The sequence below is a fragment of the Kribbella sp. NPDC050459 genome (genome assembly GCF_040655315.1).
Taxonomy (GTDB): domain Bacteria; phylum Actinomycetota; class Actinomycetes; order Propionibacteriales; family Kribbellaceae; genus Kribbella.
Genome location: NZ_JBFAJQ010000006.1, coordinates 215,457 through 232,111 on the forward strand (window position 1 = coordinate 215,457; position 16,655 = coordinate 232,111).

The 16,655-nt window shown below is 70.3% G+C and carries 17 protein-coding genes and 1 other RNA gene; 11 read left to right on the forward strand and 7 right to left on the reverse strand.

Translation table 11 applies throughout. The features are described from left to right. The first annotated feature begins 44 nt into the window (after positions 1-44). On the forward strand, positions 45-1,529 hold the full coding sequence (gene nagZ / locus AB0I12_RS22000; protein WP_359932655.1) for a beta-N-acetylhexosaminidase: 1,485 nt from the start codon (positions 45-47) through the stop codon (positions 1,527-1,529). A gap of 108 nt (positions 1,530-1,637) precedes the next feature. On the opposite strand, the gene AB0I12_RS22005 is transcribed toward nagZ, so the two are convergent. After that, the gene (locus AB0I12_RS22005; protein ID WP_359932658.1) at positions 1,638-2,846 is read right to left on the reverse strand and encodes an ROK family transcriptional regulator; all 1,209 of its coding nucleotides are present in this window, start codon (positions 2,844-2,846) and stop codon (positions 1,638-1,640) included. Positions 2,847-2,954: 108 nt separating this feature from the next. Between AB0I12_RS22005 and AB0I12_RS22010 the strand changes: the two genes are divergently transcribed. The 5 genes from AB0I12_RS22010 to AB0I12_RS22030 all read left to right on the forward strand — a co-directional run bounded on the left by AB0I12_RS22010 (position 2,955) and on the right by AB0I12_RS22030 (position 9,199). Further along, entirely contained in the window at positions 2,955-4,601 is a 1,647-nt protein-coding gene (locus AB0I12_RS22010) for a glycoside hydrolase family 13 protein (RefSeq protein WP_359932661.1), read from the forward strand. Positions 4,602-4,753: 152 nt separating this feature from the next. After that, positions 4,754-5,881 (forward strand): Nif3-like dinuclear metal center hexameric protein, encoded by a 1,128-nt coding sequence (locus tag AB0I12_RS22015; protein WP_359932664.1) that lies wholly within the window; start codon positions 4,754-4,756, stop codon positions 5,879-5,881. Positions 5,882-5,926: 45 nt separating this feature from the next. Further along, positions 5,927-6,640, forward strand: a complete 714-nt coding sequence (locus AB0I12_RS22020) for a C4-type zinc ribbon domain-containing protein (RefSeq protein WP_359932667.1) — start codon at positions 5,927-5,929, stop codon at positions 6,638-6,640. Then, positions 6,637-7,761: a bifunctional RNase H/acid phosphatase gene (locus tag AB0I12_RS22025; protein WP_359932670.1), complete on the forward strand. Its 1,125-nt coding sequence runs from the start codon at positions 6,637-6,639 to the stop codon at positions 7,759-7,761. The genes AB0I12_RS22020 and AB0I12_RS22025 overlap by 4 nt, the downstream gene beginning before the upstream one ends. Before the next feature lie 4 nt (positions 7,762-7,765). After that, positions 7,766-9,199, forward strand: coding sequence for an RNB domain-containing ribonuclease (locus AB0I12_RS22030; RefSeq protein WP_359932673.1), 1,434 nt, complete (start codon positions 7,766-7,768; stop codon positions 9,197-9,199). Here AB0I12_RS22030 and AB0I12_RS22035 read toward each other — a convergent pair. Continuing rightward, a complete protein-coding gene (locus AB0I12_RS22035; RefSeq protein WP_359932676.1) occupies positions 9,188-9,742 on the reverse strand; it encodes a TetR/AcrR family transcriptional regulator in 555 nt (184 codons plus the stop codon). The two genes, AB0I12_RS22030 and AB0I12_RS22035, sit on opposite strands and share 12 nt — an antisense overlap. 51 nt (positions 9,743-9,793) lie before the next feature. Between AB0I12_RS22035 and AB0I12_RS22040 the strand changes: the two genes are divergently transcribed. Further along, positions 9,794-10,279, forward strand: coding sequence for a GNAT family N-acetyltransferase (locus AB0I12_RS22040; protein WP_359932679.1), 486 nt, complete (start codon positions 9,794-9,796; stop codon positions 10,277-10,279). On the opposite strand, the gene AB0I12_RS22045 is transcribed toward AB0I12_RS22040, so the two are convergent. Then, complete coding sequence (locus AB0I12_RS22045) at positions 10,276-11,421, reverse strand: hypothetical protein (RefSeq protein WP_359932682.1); 1,146 nt, start codon at positions 11,419-11,421, stop codon at positions 10,276-10,278. The genes AB0I12_RS22040 and AB0I12_RS22045 overlap by 4 nt on opposite strands. A gap of 139 nt (positions 11,422-11,560) precedes the next feature. Further along, positions 11,561-11,896 carry a hypothetical protein gene (locus AB0I12_RS22050; RefSeq protein ID WP_359932685.1) on the reverse strand — a complete coding sequence of 112 codons (336 nt, stop codon included), beginning with the start codon at positions 11,894-11,896 and terminating at the stop codon, positions 11,561-11,563. A gap of 88 nt (positions 11,897-11,984) precedes the next feature. Between AB0I12_RS22050 and AB0I12_RS22055 the strand changes: the two genes are divergently transcribed. After that, positions 11,985-12,719: a DUF899 domain-containing protein gene (locus AB0I12_RS22055; RefSeq protein ID WP_359932688.1), complete on the forward strand. Its 735-nt coding sequence runs from the start codon at positions 11,985-11,987 to the stop codon at positions 12,717-12,719. Between the two features lie 14 nt (positions 12,720-12,733). Here AB0I12_RS22055 and rnpB read toward each other — a convergent pair. Then, positions 12,734-13,144: RNase P RNA component class A (gene rnpB, locus AB0I12_RS22060), an RNA gene on the reverse strand. Positions 13,145-13,154: 10 nt separating this feature from the next. After that, entirely contained in the window at positions 13,155-13,532 is a 378-nt protein-coding gene (locus AB0I12_RS22065) for a DUF952 domain-containing protein (RefSeq protein WP_359932691.1), read from the reverse strand. Positions 13,533-13,575: 43 nt separating this feature from the next. Between AB0I12_RS22065 and AB0I12_RS22070 the strand changes: the two genes are divergently transcribed. After that, positions 13,576-15,069, forward strand: coding sequence for a peptidase S10 (locus AB0I12_RS22070; RefSeq protein WP_359932694.1), 1,494 nt, complete (start codon positions 13,576-13,578; stop codon positions 15,067-15,069). Next, on the forward strand, positions 15,066-15,533 hold the full coding sequence (locus AB0I12_RS22075; protein ID WP_359932697.1) for a GNAT family N-acetyltransferase: 468 nt from the start codon (positions 15,066-15,068) through the stop codon (positions 15,531-15,533). Before AB0I12_RS22070 ends, AB0I12_RS22075 begins: the two co-directional genes overlap by 4 nt. On the opposite strand, the gene map is transcribed toward AB0I12_RS22075, so the two are convergent. After that, positions 15,520-16,368 carry a type I methionyl aminopeptidase gene (gene map, locus AB0I12_RS22080; RefSeq protein ID WP_359932699.1) on the reverse strand — a complete coding sequence of 283 codons (849 nt, stop codon included), beginning with the start codon at positions 16,366-16,368 and terminating at the stop codon, positions 15,520-15,522. The genes AB0I12_RS22075 and map overlap by 14 nt on opposite strands. A 52-nt stretch (positions 16,369-16,420) precedes the next feature. On the opposite strand from map, the gene AB0I12_RS22085 reads away from it, so the two are divergent. Then, positions 16,421-16,609: a hypothetical protein gene (locus AB0I12_RS22085; RefSeq protein ID WP_141862919.1), complete on the forward strand. Its 189-nt coding sequence runs from the start codon at positions 16,421-16,423 to the stop codon at positions 16,607-16,609. Positions 16,610-16,655 lie beyond the last annotated feature (46 nt).

Consider the following 16,655-nt stretch of genomic DNA (forward strand, 5'->3'; position numbering starts at 1 on the left):
GGGGTGGGTGGCGGGGTGAGCCGGGGGCGGGAGAGGGTTGGGGGATGAGTGATCAACTGGAGCGTGACGCGGCCGGCTCACTGGTGGTCGGCTTCACCGGGACGACGGCGCCCGACGACCTGCGCAGGGCGGTGGCCGGCGGCCTCGGGGCCGTCATCCTGTTCACCCGGAACGTGGCGGACGCCGAGCAGGTGGCAGCGCTGACCGCGCAGCTGCGGACCGAGCGGCCGGATCTGATCGTGGCCATCGACCACGAGGGCGGCGAGTTCAGCCACCTGGCGCCGGCGAACCCGTGGCCGCTGGCGTCCCCGCGGCTGCTCGGCGACCTGGACGACGTCGACCTGACCCGCGGCGCGGCCCGGGACGCGGCCGCGACCCTGGCGGCGCTCGGCATCGACCTGATGCTGGCCCCGTCGGTCGACGTGAACAGCAACCCGGCGAACCCGATCATCTCCACCCGCTCGTTCGGCCGCACCGCGGACGTCGTCTCCCGGCACGGCGTCGCGTTCGTCGAGGGCGTCCACGACGCGGGCATCGCCGCCTGCCCGAAGCACTTCCCGGGCCACGGCGACGTGTCGGTCGACTCGCACACCGACCTGCCGCGGGTCGACCGTTCGGTGGCCGAGGTCGGCGCCGTCGAGCTGGCCCCGTTCCGCGCGACCATCGCGGCCGGCGCCGATGTCGTGATGAGCGCGCACATCATCTTCTCGGCGTACGACGACCAGCCGGCCACGCTGTCGCACCGGGTGCTGACCGGGCTACTGCGCGAGGAGCTCGGCTTCACCGGGGTCATCACCACCGACGCGCTCGAGATGCAGGCCATCACCAAGAACCGCTCGATCGAGGACGCCGCCGTCGCGGCGATCGGCGCCGGAGCCGACCTGGCGATGATCGCGGTCGGTACGGCGGACCCGCAGGCGCTGACCGCCCGCGTGGTCGAGGCCGTCCGCAACGGCACACTGCCCGCCGAACGCGTGGCCGACGCGGCTGCCCGGGTTCGCGAACTCGCCACGTCGCTCGGTCGGCGCTCGCGGCTACCGGGCCTCGGCGGGGCCCCGATCCGCGAGGTCGCGGCGCGGGTGGTGGCCGGGCAGACGTTCCCGGCGTACGGCGCGACGCCGTACGTCATCGACCTGACGCAGGGCCTGCACCCGGCCTGGAACCCGTACTTCTCCGGCCTGCCCGAGATCTTCACCCGGGTGGCTCCGGGCGCGGAGGGTGTCGTCCTGCGCGGCGAGCACCACCTCACCGACACAGGCGAGCCGCAGGACGACGCGATCGCCAAGGCGGTGAAGGCCGCGCGAGGCCGTCCGCTGGTGATCGCCGTCCAGGACGCGGGCCGTACGCCGTGGATGCGTGCCGCCCTGGAGCACCTGATTCAGGGTCACCCCGACAACGTCTTCGTCCTCTGCACCGGCATCCCCGAGGACCAGGCGCTCGTCCCGCAGGGCGTCCCGTCCGCCACGACCTCCGGCCGCAACGTCATCGTCCTGGAAGCCATTGCACGACAACTGACCCGCGAGCCCTGAACCGGCAGCTCGACAGGAGGTGTCCGGCCGGACCGACCGGGCGCACGCTCAGCGGGCCCGGCGATCAGGCGCAGTGGACGTATACGTACTGTCGAGCTGCGTTTCAGCTCAGTCGGAGCGGCATTCCAGTTCCAGATCGAGGGCGTGCTCCTCGACGTAGTTGAGGGCGTGGCGGACCGCTCCGACCGAGACGATCGCGTCGCCGAGGGAGGAGACGGCGACGCGCGGGGGAGTGCTGGTGTAGTGCGCCAGCCGGGCCTCGAGGTCGGGAAGCAGGGCCGCCGCGGCCGCGGCGACGGCGCCGCCCAGGACGACCAGTTCGGGGTTGAACAGCGTGCCGAGGGTGGCGACCACCCGCGCGGTCCGGTCGGCGATCTCCTGAAGGATGCCTTCGGCAACCTTGTCGCCGCCGGCCGCGGCGCGGAACACCAGTTCGGCGGTCACGTCCCCGCCGTCGGCCAGCGTGCGCAGGGACGTCTCCACGGCCGGGTCCGCGGCCGCCGCCGTCCCGTTCTCGCGCGCGATCCGTGCGATCCCGTGGGTGTCGCCGACGCCCGCGATCAGCTTCAGGAACACCATCTCGCCGGCGCCGCCGCGCGAACCGTGCAGCAGCCGGCCGGAGTCCATCAGCCCCGACCCGAACCGCTCACCGGCGAGCAGGACGACCAAGTCATCCACATTGCGCGCCTCGCCGCGCCAGTGCTCACCGAGGGTGGCGAGGTTGGCGTCGTTCTCCAGCAGGACCGGCCAGCCGTGCAGCTCGGTCAGCCGGTGGGACAGCCCGGTGTCGAAGCGCCGCCAGAACTCGTCGTCGACCAGGATGTTGCCCTCCCGGTCGACCGGGGCGGCGACCCCGGCGCCGGCGGCGAGGACCTGCGCGTCCGACACCCCCGCGGACGCGAGCGCCTCGACCACCGTCGCGTGCACGATCTCGGTCCGCTCGCTCGGCGTCTTCACGCCGGCCGCCGACCGCCCGGCCTTGGCGACCGTCTCGCCGCGCAGGTCGGAGACCAGCACGGTGGTCTTGGCCGCGCCGATGTCGATGCCGAGCACATACCCCGCGTGGCTGTTGAACTCGAACCGCCGCGACGGCCGCCCGACCGAGGTCCGGCCGGGGTCGAGCTCGACCACCCAGCCCATCGAGATCAGGTCGTTGCAGACCGCGTGCACGGTCGCGCGGGTGAGGCCGGTGGCCTCGATCAGGCCCGTTCCGGTCATCACCCGCGCGCGGGTGAGCACGCCGAGTACCTTGCCCGCGTTCACCCGCCGCAACATCGTCGGGGTGGCCGTCGGCGGGGTAGTCGGTGGTTTCGCCATGAAAGCCCCTTGACCTGTCGTCGTACCGACCGCAGAATACATGCAGATTCTAAATTTAGAGCCTATATATAAACGCCGGGTTACCCCCAGATTTCCGAGTGAGGCGAAGTGACCACTCCGCAGACGACCCACACGACCCACACGGCGCAGTCCGACTGGTGGCGGCAGGCCGTCGTCTACCAGATCTACCCGCGCAGCTTCGCCGACGCCAACGGTGACGGCGTCGGTGACCTGCCCGGCATCATCAGCCGAGTCCCGTACCTGGTGGCGCTGGGGATCGACGCGGTGTGGCTGAGCCCGTTCTACCCGTCCGCGCTGGCCGACGGCGGGTACGACGTCGACGACTACCGCAACGTGGACCCGCGGCTCGGCACCCTGGAGGACTTCGACCAGCTGATCGAGGCGCTGCACGCGGAGAACATCAAGCTGATCGTCGACATCGTCCCGAACCACACCTCGGACCGGCACGAGTGGTTCGTCGAGGCGCTCGAGGCCGCGAAGGGGCACCCGGCCCGCGACCGGTACATCTTCCGCGACGGCGAGGGTGACCAGCCGCCGTCGGACTGGGACTCCGTGTTCGGCGGCTCCGCCTGGGCGCAGACCGACGACGGCCAGTGGTACCTGCACATGTTCGCGGCCGAGCAGCCCGACCTGAACTGGCAGCACCCCGAAGTCCGCGCGGACTTCCTGGACACCCTGAAGTTCTGGTCCGACCGCGGTGTGGACGGCTTCCGGGTGGACGTCGCGCACGCGCTGGTGAAGGACCTGTCGGAGCCGTTCCCGGCGAAGGCCACGCTGCCGCGGCAGTCGGAGTCGAACGGCAAGCACCCGCTGTGGGACCAGGACGGCGTGCACGAGATCTACAAGGACTGGCGCAAGCTGCTGAACTCCTACGACCCGCCGCGGTCGGCGGTCGCCGAGGCGTTCGTGCCGGCCGCCCGCCGGGCGCGGTATGCGAGTGCCGACGGCCTCGGGCAGGCGTTCAACTTCGACCTGTTGCAGGCCGACTTCGAGTACGAGAAGTTCCGTGAGGTGATCGAGCAGAACCTCGCGCTCGCCGAGGAGAACGGCTCGTCGTCGACCTGGGTGTTCTCGAACCACGACGTCGTCCGGCACGCCACCCGGTACGGCCTGCCGAAGAACCCGAAGGGCGGCTGGCAGGACGGCAAGGACTGGCTGCTGAGCAACGGCACCGAGCCCACCGTCGACGTCGCGCTCGGCCTGCGCCGCGCTCGCGCCGCGACGCTGCTGATGCTCGCGCTGCCCGGCTCGGCGTACCTGTACCAGGGCGAGGAGCTCGGCCTGCAGGAGGTCGGCGAGCTGCCGGCCGCGAACCTGCAGGACCCGGCGTACTTCCGCTCGAAGGGCGCCGAGAAGGGCCGCGACGGCTGCCGGGTGCCGCTGCCGTGGACGGTCGGCGGGCTGTCGTTCGGCTTCGGCACGGGCGGCTCGCACCTGCTGCAGCCGAAGTGGTTCGGCGCGTACTCCGTCGAGGCGCAGCACGACGACGTCGAGTCGACGCTGAGCATGTACCGCAAGGCGCTCGCCGTACGGCGGGGGCTGCGCACCGGCAGCTCGCTGACGTGGATCGACAACACCGACGACGTCCTGCACTTCGTCCGCTCCGGCGGCTGGCAGTGCGTCACGAACTTCGGTGCGGCTCCGGTCGAGCTGCCCGACGCCGCGGTCGTGCTGTCCAGCGGCCCGCTCGAGGGTGAAAAGCTCCCCAGCGCCACGACGGCCTGGCTGATCTAGCCCTCCCAGAACCCGCTCCGGTCAAGCCGTTCGCTGACGGCCCTCCCCCTGTGACCGGGGCGTCCGGGGTCGTGGCGGGGGCACCGGGGCGGTTGCCCCTGCCACGATCCTCCTGACTGCTTCTTGTCTGCGGGAGTGTCAGGATAGGCCGCGTGACGACGCTTGCGGACGTGCTCGCAGTACTCGACCGGCTCTACGACCCGGCCTGGGCGGAGTCCTGGGACGCGGTCGGTCTGGTGACCGGCGACCCGGACCAGGAGGTACGCCGGACCCTGTTCGCCGTCGACCCGATGCGCGAGGTGGTCGACGAGGCGATCGACGGTGGTTTCGATCTGCTCGTCACTCATCACCCGTTGTTGCTGCGCGGCGTGAACAGCGTGGCCGCGACGACGCCGAAGGGCCGCGTCGTCCACGACCTGATCCGCGCCGGTGTGGCACTGCACGTCTGTCACACCAATGCCGACAACGCGAACCCGGGCGTGAGCGACGCGCTCGCCGCCGCGATTGGGCTGCGGGACACGCGGCCGCTGAAGGCGATGCCGGCCGAACCGATGGACAAGCTGGTCGTGTTCGTCCCGGTCGCGGAGACGCAGGCGATGCTCGACGCGCTGGCGAAGGCGGGCGCCGGGCAGATCGGCGACTACGAGCGGGCCGCCTGGAGCGGTACCGGCGAGGGGACGTTCCGGCCGCTCGCCGGCGCGAACCCGACGATCGGGACCGTCGGCGCCGTCGAGGTCGTCGCGGAGAACCGGATCGAGATGATCCTGCCGCGGCGCCGACGGCGTGCGGTCGTCGAAGCGCTGGTTGCTGCGCATTCGTACGAGGAACCGGCGTACGACCTCTACGAGCTGGCCTCGCTGCCAAGTGAGCGCGGCGGCGGGCGGGTCGGTGTCCTCGAGGTGCCGCTGCCGCTGGGCGCCTTCGCGCAGCTGGTCGCGGAGAGCCTGCCGCGGACCGAGCACGGCGTCCGCGTCGCCGGCGACCTGGACCGCACGATCGAGACCGTCGCGGTGGTCGGGGGAGCGGGCGACTCGGAGTTCGACCGGGTCCGCGCGGCCGGTGTCGACGCGTACCTGACCGCGGACCTGCGGCACCATCCCGCGACCGAGGCCCGGGCGTACGGCGGCCCGGCGCTCGTCGACGTCGCGCACTGGGCCAGCGAGTGGCCGTGGCTGGTAGCTGCCGAGCGGCTCCTGCTCGAAGGTCTCGCGGCGCGAGGCAGTACCGTAGACACTCACATCTCAACACTCTGCACGGACGCCTGGACGCTGCGGATCTGAGCGAAGGAGCTGACTCTGAACGCCGAGCCCGCCGTCCAACGCCGGTTGCTGGACCTGCAGGATCTCGACCTGCAGCTGGATCAGATCGCGCACAAGCGCGCGTCGTTGCCCGAGCACCAGGCCCTGAAGGACCTGGTCGCCGAGAAGTCCGTGGTCGACCGTGACCTGGTCACCGCCGACACCGAGGTCAGTGACCTGCAGCGTGAGCAGAAGAAGGCCGACTCCGACGTCGAGCAGGTGAAGCAGCGCCGGGCGCGCAACCAGCAGCGGCTCGACTCCGGACAGGTGACCTCGCCGCGCGACCTGGAGAACCTGCAGCACGAGATCGGGTCGCTCGAGCGGCGGATCTCCGACCTGGAGGATGCCGAGCTCGAGGTGATGGAGAAGCTTGAGGCCGCCGAGGCGGTGCAGATCGACCTGCGCACCCGCGCCGAGGCCTGCGCCGGCCGGCAGACCGAGCTGGAGACCAGTCGCGACGCCGCGCTGAAGGAGCTCGACGAGCAGCGCGCCCAGATCGGCGACCAGCGCAGCGCGGTCGCGACCGAGCTGCCGGAACCGCTCGTCAAGCAGTACCAGCGGCTGCGTGAGCACAACGGCGGCATCGGCGCCGCGCCGCTCGTCGGCAAGCGCTGCATGGGCTGCCGGATGGAGCTCGCGCCGTCCGACCTGTCCGCGATCAAGGCCGCCGCGCCGGACGCCGTACTGCGCTGTGAAGAGTGCGGCCGGATCCTCGTGCGGACGGCGGAGAGCGCTGTATGAGTTACTCCCACGTCATCGTCGAGGCCGACGGTGGATCGCGCGGCAACCCCGGCCCGGCGGCGTACGGCGCGCTCGTGCGTGACCCGGCGACCGGGAAGGTGATCGCGCAGCAGGGCCGGACGCTGGGGATCGCGACCAACAACGTCGCCGAGTACTCCGGCCTGATCGCCGGGCTCGAGCTGGCCGCGGAGTATGCGCCGGACGCCTCGATCGAGGTGCGGATGGACTCCAAGCTGGTGATCGAGCAGATGGCCGGCCGGTGGAAGATCAAGCACCCGGACCTGCAGCCGCTGGCGATCAAGGCGCAGGGCCTCGCGCCGTTCGGCACCGAGTGGACCTGGGTGCCGCGCGCGCAGAACGCGGCCGCCGACGCGCTCGCGAACAACGCGCTGGACGGCGTCGACATCCCGTTGACGCCGGCCCCGGCCGGATCGCCGGTCGCGATCGACAAAGAGCCGTCCGATCTGCAGAAGGCCTTGCAGGGCTGGGGTCCGCAAGCCGAGCCGCCGACGCAGCTGATCTTCCTGCGGCACGGCGAGACGCCGCACACCGCGGAGAAGCGGTTCTCCGGATCCGGCGGCGACAACCCCGGGCTGAGCGACACCGGTCGCGCGCAGGCATTGGCCGCCGCCGAATACCTGGCGCGGATCGGGGGCGTCGACGCACTGGTCGTGTCGCCGATGCGCCGGACCCGGGAGACCGCGCAGGCGGTCGCGGACAAGCTCGGGCTCGAGGCGATCGTGGACGAGGGCTGGCGGGAGGTCGCGTTCGGCGACTGGGACGGGCACACGTTCGCGGAGATCCAGCAGAAATGGCCCGACGCGATGAACGCCTGGCTCGACTCGACCGCGGTCGCGCCGCCCGGCGGCGAATCGTTCGACACCTGCGCCCGGCGGGCCCGGTCGGCGCGCGACGGCCTGCTCGCGCGGTACCCGGGCAAGACCGTCGTCGTGGTCACCCACGTGACACCGATCAAGCTGATGGTCCGTTCGGTGCTGCAGGCCCCGATGTCGTCGCTGTTCCGGATGGAGCTGCGCCCGGCGACCCTGACCGAGATCCACTGGTACGCCGACGGTCTGGCGTCGCTTCGCTCCTTCAACGTGCAGCCCTCGCTAGTCTGACCCCATGCCGCTGCAGAGGGTTCGTTTCGTCGAGGGTGTGCCGGAGGTCTTCCGGGCGTCGTTGCAGGACATCCGCCGGGAGCAGGAGGTGCCCGCGGAGTTCCCGCCGGAGGTGACCGCGGCGGCTGTCGAGGCGGTCCGCAGCGCGCGCCTGCCCGAGCTGGACCGGACCGAGATCGAGTTCGTGACGATCGACCCGCCGGACTCGATGGACCTCGACCAGGCGCTGCACATCGAACGCACCGGCGACGGGTTCACCGTGCACTACGCGATCGCGGACGTGGCCGCGTTCGTGCGCGCCGGCGACCCGATCGACGCCGAGGCCCGGCGCCGCGGCGAGACGCTGTACGCGCCGGACAAGCGCACGCCGCTGCACCCGCCGGAGCTGTCCGAGGCCGCGGCCTCGCTGCTGCCCGACCAGGTGCGGCCCGCGCTGCTCTGGACCATCACGGTCGACGCGACCGGCGAAGGGACAGGCGTCACCTGCGAGCGTGCCCTGGTGAAGTCGCGGGCCAAGCTCAACTACACCGGCGTACAGAAGGACCTGGACGCCGGGACGGCGCCGGAGTCGCTGCAGCTGTTGCGTGAGGTCGGCAAACTCCGCGAGCAGCGCGAACTCGAACGCGGCGGCGTGAACCTCCCGATCCCGGACCAGGAGATCGTCACCTCCAACCACGGCTGGGGTCTGGAGTTCCGTGCACCGCTGCCGGTCGAGGGCTGGAACGCGCAGATCTCGCTGCTCACCGGGATGGCGGCCGCGAGCCTGATGACCAAGGGCAAGATCGGCATCCTCCGCACGCTGCCCGAATCGCACGACGACCTGCGCCGCAAACTCGGCAGCACCGCCAAGGCACTCGGGATCGACTGGCCCGCCGAGACGTCCTACGCGGAGTTCATCCACGGGCTCGACCCGTCGGTGCCGGCGCACGCGGCGATGCTCGCGGCGTGCACGGTGCTGTTCCGCGGGGCCGGCTACGTGGCGTTCGACGGGAGTGTCCCCGAGCAGCCGCAGCACGCCGCGATGAAAGCGGCGTACGCGCACGTCACGGCGCCGCTGCGGCGACTGGTGGACCGGTGGGCGGGGGAGATCTGCGTCGCGCTCTCCGCGGGCGCCGAGGTGCCGGCCTGGGTGCGCGAGTCGATGGACGAGATCCCGAAGATCATGGACGACGCCGACCGGCGCGCACACGCGTACGAGCGCTCGATCGTCAGCATGGTCGAGGCGGGCCTGGTCGCGGACCAGGTCGGCAGCGAGTTCGACGGCGTGATCACCGACGTGGACGAGAAGGAGCAGAGCCGCGGCATCGTCGTGCTGACGAAGTACGCGATCGAGGGCCGGGTCACGGGTGCGGCGCTGCCGCTGGGGCAGCAGGTCCGGGTGCGGCTCGTCGAGGCCGAGATCGCCAAGCGCACCGTCGCCTTCGAGCTAGTCGGCTAGGTATTCCTCGACGGCGGCCGTGGTGCGTTCGAGGTCGCCGGTCGCGAGCAGGTCGATCAGTGCGCCGCGGAGCATCGCCAGTACGGCGGTGCGCCGGGCCGCCGTCCGGTCGGGGTCGCTCGTCCTGAGCAGCTCGAGCCAGTCGTCGACCGTCGAGCGGGCGAAATCCGCCCACGGGCCGTCGGGTGCGACGAGCGACCGCCCGTAGGCCTCGACCCAGAACGTCATCAGCGGCCGGCGTTCCGGCGCGGCCAGCCAGGTCCACAGTTCCCGGGCGATCACGGTCAGGCCGGGCGGCTCGTCGTACCGCTGCTCGATCTCGTGGAGCAGCGCGAGTTCGTCCGACCGGGCGCGGGCGAGCAGCGCGCGGATCAGGCCGTCCTTGCTGCCGAACAGAAAGAGCAGCACCCGGGGGCTCGAGCCGATCGCGGTCGCCAGCGGGCGCAGCGACAGGTCGGCCAGGCCGTGCGTCAGCGAGTACGCGTAGGCGCGCTCCAGCAGTTCCTGCTGGCGGGCGGACGGAGCTTCCTTTGTGGCTGGCACAGGGCTAGTATCGCTTACTGAAACAGTCGTGTCAGTAGAGTGGGTAGGTTGATGACGAAACTGATCAGGAAGCTGGGGCGGCCCGGAGACCTCGGCTGGGTGGTGCAGTCGCACGCGGAGATCTATGCGGCCGAGTACGGCTGGGGGCCGGCGTACGAGACGCTGATCGCGCAGATCGTGTCGGCGTACGCGTCCGACCATGACGACGAACGCGAGGCCGCGTGGATCGCCGAGGTCGACGGGGAGCGGGCGGGCAGCATCTTCTGCGTGCGCGGGCCGGACGAGACGACCGCGCAGCTGCGGCTGCTGCTCGTCACGCCCGCCGCTCGTGGGTTGAAGCTGGGCGCCGAATTGGTCGACACGTGCTTGGAGTTCGCGCGCGAGGCCGGATACAAGCGGATGGTGCTGTGGACGAATGATCCGCTGGTCGCGGCGCGACACATCTACCTGTCACGGGGCTTCCGGCTGACCGGCACCGAGGTGCACGAGATGTGGGGCGACCACCTGGTGGGGCAGACGTACGAGCTGGACCTCTAGGACTTGCAGAGCGGTGCGCCGGGCGCCGCGGTCTTGTAGATCGCGTGGGAGAGGAACGTGCTCACGTAGCCGTTGGCGACCGTCAGCGCGTGCCGCGGGCCGACGCTGCCGAGCGGGAGGTACCTGCGCAGCGGGTACGCCAGGTAGTAGACGCCGTAGTCGGTGAAGTTGAAGTGCCGGGTGCCGGGGATCGTCGCGCACCACGACGCCCCGGTGCTTGCCTTGAGCAACGAGAGGGCGCGGTCCCGGTCGTGGTCGTTCTTCGCGTCCGGGCCGCAGACGCTGGTGATACAGGAATCGTCGGCGCCGAGCAGCATCACCGGCGCCTTCACGCCCTTCCGCACGACTTCGCCGAACTGGATCCCGTCCAGGTCGACCGCGGCGGCGCAGCGCGGGTCCAGGCGGCAGGCCTCGAGCGACGCCGCGCCGCCGAACGAGTGGCCGACGTACGACGCGCCCACCGCGGACTCGACCGAGTCCGGCACCTCCTTGGCGACCATACCGGCCGCGAACCGCGCGTCGGCGGCCCAGATCCCGACCAGGTGGTCGCCGACCTGCTGCGCGCCCTCGGTGCTGTCCCCGAGATTCGGCGGGTTCGCCTCCGGCTTGCTCTCGATGGTCTGCCCGCCGAGGACGGTGAGATTCGCGCTGTACGTCGGGGTGACACCCGCGACGAGGTAGCCGTGGCTGGCGAGGTTCTCCGCGAGCGCGGCGTACATCGGCGCGGACAGCCCCATGCCCGGCATCAGCACCACGACCGGGAACCGTCCCGGCGCGATCGCGACCCGGTCGAGGGCGCGGTCCTGCAGTGTGTCGAACGGGCCCTGGAGCACCGACGCCGGTGCCTTGAGGTGCAGTCCGCTCCACTCGCCCGGCGCGTACTGCACACGGCGCCCGGTCGTCTCCTTGGCCACCGGGTACCACAGCCAGACGGCGAGCCGGCGCGGGCCGTTCACGTACGGATCACGGCGGGGCGTGTCGGTCCATTCGTACGTCCGCCGCCCGACCTGGAAACTCCCGCTCGTCTCCGGCAAAGCCACCGGCTCGGACCGCTGCACCAGCACCCAACCCACATACCCGGCCCCGCCAACCAGCACGACCAGAAGCACGATCACGATCCCGGTCCGCACCCGTCGCCTCATACCCCAAGCCTCTCACCACCACCGCGCCCAGCCCCCACCTTCACCCGCCGAGTCGTGAGATTCGGCTGCCGCAACCAACCAAGATCCACGACTCGCCGACAAGTACCCGGACCATTCGGCACGACTCGACGGCTGTGGCCTAGGTCGGCAGTCCGAAGCGGCCGGCGATGGCGAAGACTCGAGCGCTACCCGTGCGCGACGTGACGTGCGCGACGTCAGGTGCTACGAATCCGCCGCCCAGCACGACCGGGTCGCCGAGCTTGGCGATGACCTCGCCGTCCGGATCCAGGATCGCCGGCACGCCGTCGCGAACTCCCATCGAGCATCCCGGCGGCCACGCGACCTCGAACCTGTGGCCGTACTCCAGCACGACGACGCAGTTCGTCGCTTCGTCCACGGCGAGGATCCCCTCGCGCCGCGCGGCCATGTTGCGCGCGGGGTGTTGCTGGACGGTCAGGTACGGCAGGTCGACCACGTCTTCGATCGTACGCCGGTCCCGGCCGGGCATGTCGAAGGTGAGGGGGCGGCTCCGACGTTGCAGGAAATCGGATGGAGGAGCGGGAATGAGTTTGCCGGATGTGGTGTCGCGGGACGTGTGGGTGGCCGCTCGGCGTGAGCTGTTGGCGGCGGAGAAGGCGTTCACGAAGGAGCGGGATGCGTTGAACACGCGGCGGCGGGAGCTGCCGATGGTGCTCGTCGACAAGGCTTATGGGTTCACCGGCGCGGGCGGCTCGAGCGGTCTGCTGGAGTTGTTCGAGGGGCGTGACCAGTTGGTCGTGTACCACTTCATGTTCCAGCCGGAGTGGGATGCGGGGTGCCCGAACTGCACCGGGTTCGTCGACGACATCGGGTCGACGCGGCTGCTCAACGACGCGAACACGACCTTCGCGCTGGTGTCGAGGGCGTCGTACGAGAAGCTCGCGGCGTACCGCAACGCGCGCGGCTGGGACTACCCGTGGTACTCGTCGTACGGCAGCGACTTCAACTACGACTACCACGTGACGCTGGACGAGTCCGTCGTGCCGTTCGAGTACAACTACCGCAGCAAGGCCGAGTGGGACGTGCTGCCGAACAACGACCACACCCAGATGCAGCAGCCCTTCGACCTGCACGGCCTGAGCTGCTTCCTTCGCGTCGACGAGCAGGTCTACCACACGTACTCGACGTACGGCCGCGGCCCCGACGCGATGACCTTCACCGCAACCGCTCTCGACCTCACCGCCCTCGGCCGCCAGGAACCCTGGGAAAAACCGGCCGGCCGCGCCGTCCCGCCGCCGCACGAGGACCACTGCCACTGACTGGGGCCGAGAAGGGAACGGGCCGGTCTGTAAGCCGGATTCTGTCGAGTGCGATCATCCATCTACGGTGACCGTTGCCGGGCACCTCCAGCAGCCTACCCGCGAGCTCGGGCGGGCAGCCCTCGGTCGCTCGCGCGGACGGTGGTTGCCCACCGCCCTTCTTGGCCTTGCTCCACGTGGGGTTTACCTAGCCTCCGCAGTCACCTGCGGAGCTGGTGGTCTCTTACACCACCGTTTCACCCTCACCCGCACTCCGGTGAACCACGGGGTTCATCGGAGCCGCTGGCGGTCTGTTCTCTGTGGCACTGTCCCGCGGGTTGCCCCGGGTGGGCGTTACCCACCACGCTGCCCTGTGGAGTCCGGACTTTCCTCGGCGCCCCTTCCAGCTGAGCTGCAAAGGGCGACGCGATCGCCCGACCGACCCGTTCCGTCCCCTCAGGATACGGCCTCGGCGGCCACCTCCGGCCACAGGCCGTCGGGACCCCGGTGGTACGGGCGGACCCCGACCACCGCGTCCAGGTTCAGCGGGCCGTAGATGTGCGGGAAACTCATCCCGGTCCCGTCCAGGTCCTCGTCGCACAGCGCCGACACCAGCCGGGCGGTGTCGATCACCAGCAGGCACAGCGGCTCTGCAGTGCCGTCGACGTCGTCGTACGCGAAGTTCGCCACCATCGCGACCTGCTCGGGGCGGGACGCGTGGATGAAGGTCGCGCCGTCGTCGAGGCTCTTGCCGCGGGTCGACCACCGGTAGCTCCCGGCCCGGAGCGCGGCCTCCCACTGGTCCACGAACGCGATGTGCAGAATCGTCGCCATGATCCAACGCTAGCCGCTGCGGCCGTCGATTAAGGTGCTCGACATGGCGAACGAGGAGCACAGCGAGACGGAGCCCGAGACCAAGACCGGCACCAAGACCAAGCCCGCGGAGCCCGTCGACGATCTCGTCGCGACCCGGCACGCGGTGACGGTCGACGGGCAGGAGTTGCGGTACACGGCGACCACCGGGCGGATCGTGCTGCGCGAGGAGGTACTGACCGACGGCACGTTCGACGGGCTGAAGCCGAAGGCCGAGGTGTTCCTCACGGCGTACACGCTGGACGACGCGGACGCCGGCTCCCGCCCGGTGACGTTCGCGTTCAACGGCGGGCCGGGGTCGTCGAGCATCTGGCTGCATCTCGGCCTGCTCGGTCCGCGCCGCGTCGTGTCCGGTGACGCCGGCGAGCTCGCGCCGCCGCCGTACTCGATCGTCGACAACGCCGAGACGTTGCTGAAGTACAGCGACGTGGTGTTCGTCGACCCGGTGTCGACCGGGTTCTCGCGCGCCGCGGAGGGGGAGAAGCCGGGGGACTACCACGGGTTCACGCGCGACCTGGAGTCGGTCGGCGAAGTGATCCGGCTGTGGACGTCGCGCAACGGCCGCTGGATGTCGCCGAAGTTCCTGGCCGGCGAGTCGTACGGTACGACGCGCGCGGCGGGGCTCGCGGCGCATCTGCAGCAGCGGTACGGGATGTACCTCAACGGCGTCATGCTGATCTCGGCAGTGCTGGAGTTCGGCACGCTCGACTTCTCACCGGGCAACGACCTGCCGTACACATTGTTCCTGCCGTCGTACGCCGCGATCGCGCACTACCACGGCCTGGTCCCGGACCGGTCGCTGGAGGAGGTGCTCGCCGACGCCGAGCGGTTCGCGGCCGGCCGGTACCCGAATGCGCTTGCCCAGGGCAACCGAATCCCGGCGGACTACCGGGCCGAGGTGGTCAGCCGGCTGGCCGCGCTGACCGGGCTGAGCGAGGACTACATCGACCGGGTCAACCTGCGGATCGAGCACATGCGGTTCTTCGGGGAGCTGCTGCGGTCGCGGCGGCAGACGGTCGGGCGGCTCGACGGCCGATTCACCGGATGGGGTGCCGACTACGGTTCGGAGACGCCGGACCGCGACCCGTCGATGAACGCGATCACCGGACCGTACGCCGCGGCGCTGAACCACTACGTCCGCGTCGAGCTCGGCTACGAGAACGACCTGCCGTACGAGGTTCTCCACTGGGACGCGGCGAGCAACTGGTCGTTCAAGGAGTTCGAGGGCAAGCAGATCATGGTCGCCGACAAGCTCGCCGAGGCGATGCGCGTCAACCCGCACCTGAAGGTGCACGTCGCCTCCGGCTACTACGACGGCGCCACGCCGTACTTCGCCACCGAACACACCCTCGCCCGCCTGCAGATCCCCGCCGAACTCGCCACGAACATCGAAACCAAGTACTACCCCGCCGGCCACATGATGTACGTCCACGAACAATCCCGCATCCAGCAGGCCGCAGACCTCGGCTCCTTCATCACCAACTCCGCCAACCGATGATCCTGACCCGCCCTGCGGGCGTAGTCTCGGCGTCGCCCGTACCCGACGTCGAACTGCGTCCGCTGTCGGCGGACGATGCGGCGTCCCTGGGCCGCCTGTACTTCGAGGCATACGACCCCGGCGTCGCCTCGGCAACCGAAGCGGAAGCCCTGGAGGACATCCACCGCACCTTCGACGGCGAGTACGGCGTACTCGACACCACCCTCAGCCGGCTGGCATGGATGCGGGATGAACTCGTCGGTGCCCTGCTCGTCGTTGAACGCGCACCGTGGCCGGACACGCCCGACTGCCGGTTCGTCATCGAGCTCTTCACCGCACGCAGCCAGCGGCGGTCCGGGATCGCGAAGCTGCTGCTGGCCGAATGCTCGGCTGTGGAGGTCGCCTTGCGCGTCCAGGAGACCAACACACCGGCTCTCGCGCTCTACCGGTCCGTGGGGTTCCAGCCGGGGCTCACGGCAGGGTGAGGACTTCGGCTCCGGTGTCGGTGACTACCAGGGTGTGCTCGAACTGCGCTGTGCGTGACTTGTCCTTCGTGGTGGCGGTCCAGCCGTCGTCCCACAGGTCGTACTCGTACGTGCCGAGCGTCAGCATCGGCTCGATCGTGAACGTCATGCCGGGCTCGATGATGTCGTCGAACCGCTCGTCGTCGTAGTGCGGGATGATCAGCCCGGAGTGGAACGACGTCGAGATCCCGTGGCCGGTGAAGTCGCGCACCACGCCGTACCCGAAGCGTTTCGCGTACGACTCGATCACCCGGCCGATGATGCTCACCCGGCGCCCGGGCCTGACCGCCTTGATGCCGCGGTTCAGCGCCTCGAGGGTGCGCTCGACGAGCAGCCGGCTCTCCTCGTCGACGTCGCCGACCAGGAACGTCGCGTTGGTGTCGCCGTGCACACCGTCGAGGTACGCGGTGATGTCGACGTTGACGATGTCGCCGTTCTCGAGCGGGCGGTCGTCGGGGATGCCGTGGCAGATCACCTCGTTGACCGACGTGCACAACGACTTCGGGTAGCCGCGGTAGCCGAGCGTCGACGGGTACGCGCCGCGCTCGACCAGGTACTCGTGGCCGACCGCGTCCAGCTCGTCCGTGGTCACGCCCGGCCTCGCGGCCGCGCCGACCGCCTGTAACGCCTGCGCGGCCAGCTTGCTCGCGACCCGCATCCTGTCGACCAGCTCGGGAGACGTCACGTAGGAACCGTCGAACGGCGTCGGCGCCGGCTTGTCGACGTATTCCGGACGCGGAATGGAAGCAGGTACGTCGCGGCGCGGCGAAATGACGCCAGGAGTGAGGATCGACATGGTGAGATCATTCTAGAGAGCGCGACAAGACTCCCAGGAGGTGGTCATCCAGATGAGCGACGATCACAGCAACGAGTGGTACTACAACACCAAGACCGGCAAGGTCGAGCCGTACCAGGGCGCGAAGTCCGGCGACCGGCTCGGGCCGTACAGCTCGCCGGAGGAGGCCGCCCGCGCGCTGGAGAAGGTCCAGGAACGCAACGAGAACTGGGACAACGACCCGAAGTGGGACGACGACTGACGTCCGGCGCCGGCGACATGCCGAGGGGCACCACCGATCAACTTCG

What these genes read in the sequence shown, in the direction of transcription:
- nagZ (WP_359932655.1), top strand. Translation starts at nt 45, where the DNA reads ATGAGTGATCAACTGGAGCGTGACGCGGCCGGCTCACTGGTGGTCGGC.
- AB0I12_RS22005 (WP_359932658.1), bottom strand. Translation starts at nt 2,846, where the DNA reads ATGGCGAAACCACCGACTACCCCGCCGACGGCCACCCCGACGATGTTG.
- AB0I12_RS22025 (WP_359932670.1), top strand. Translation starts at nt 6,637, where the DNA reads ATGAGTTACTCCCACGTCATCGTCGAGGCCGACGGTGGATCGCGCGGC.
- AB0I12_RS22030 (WP_359932673.1), top strand. Translation starts at nt 7,766, where the DNA reads ATGCCGCTGCAGAGGGTTCGTTTCGTCGAGGGTGTGCCGGAGGTCTTC.
- AB0I12_RS22040 (WP_359932679.1), top strand. Translation starts at nt 9,794, where the DNA reads ATGACGAAACTGATCAGGAAGCTGGGGCGGCCCGGAGACCTCGGCTGG.
- AB0I12_RS22045 (WP_359932682.1), bottom strand. Translation starts at nt 11,421, where the DNA reads ATGAGGCGACGGGTGCGGACCGGGATCGTGATCGTGCTTCTGGTCGTG.
- AB0I12_RS22055 (WP_359932688.1), top strand. Translation starts at nt 11,985, where the DNA reads ATGAGTTTGCCGGATGTGGTGTCGCGGGACGTGTGGGTGGCCGCTCGG.
- AB0I12_RS22065 (WP_359932691.1), bottom strand. Translation starts at nt 13,532, where the DNA reads ATGGCGACGATTCTGCACATCGCGTTCGTGGACCAGTGGGAGGCCGCG.
- AB0I12_RS22070 (WP_359932694.1), top strand. Translation starts at nt 13,576, where the DNA reads ATGGCGAACGAGGAGCACAGCGAGACGGAGCCCGAGACCAAGACCGGC.
- AB0I12_RS22075 (WP_359932697.1), top strand. Translation starts at nt 15,066, where the DNA reads ATGATCCTGACCCGCCCTGCGGGCGTAGTCTCGGCGTCGCCCGTACCC.
- map (WP_359932699.1), bottom strand. Translation starts at nt 16,368, where the DNA reads ATGTCGATCCTCACTCCTGGCGTCATTTCGCCGCGCCGCGACGTACCT.
- AB0I12_RS22085 (WP_141862919.1), top strand. Translation starts at nt 16,421, where the DNA reads ATGAGCGACGATCACAGCAACGAGTGGTACTACAACACCAAGACCGGC.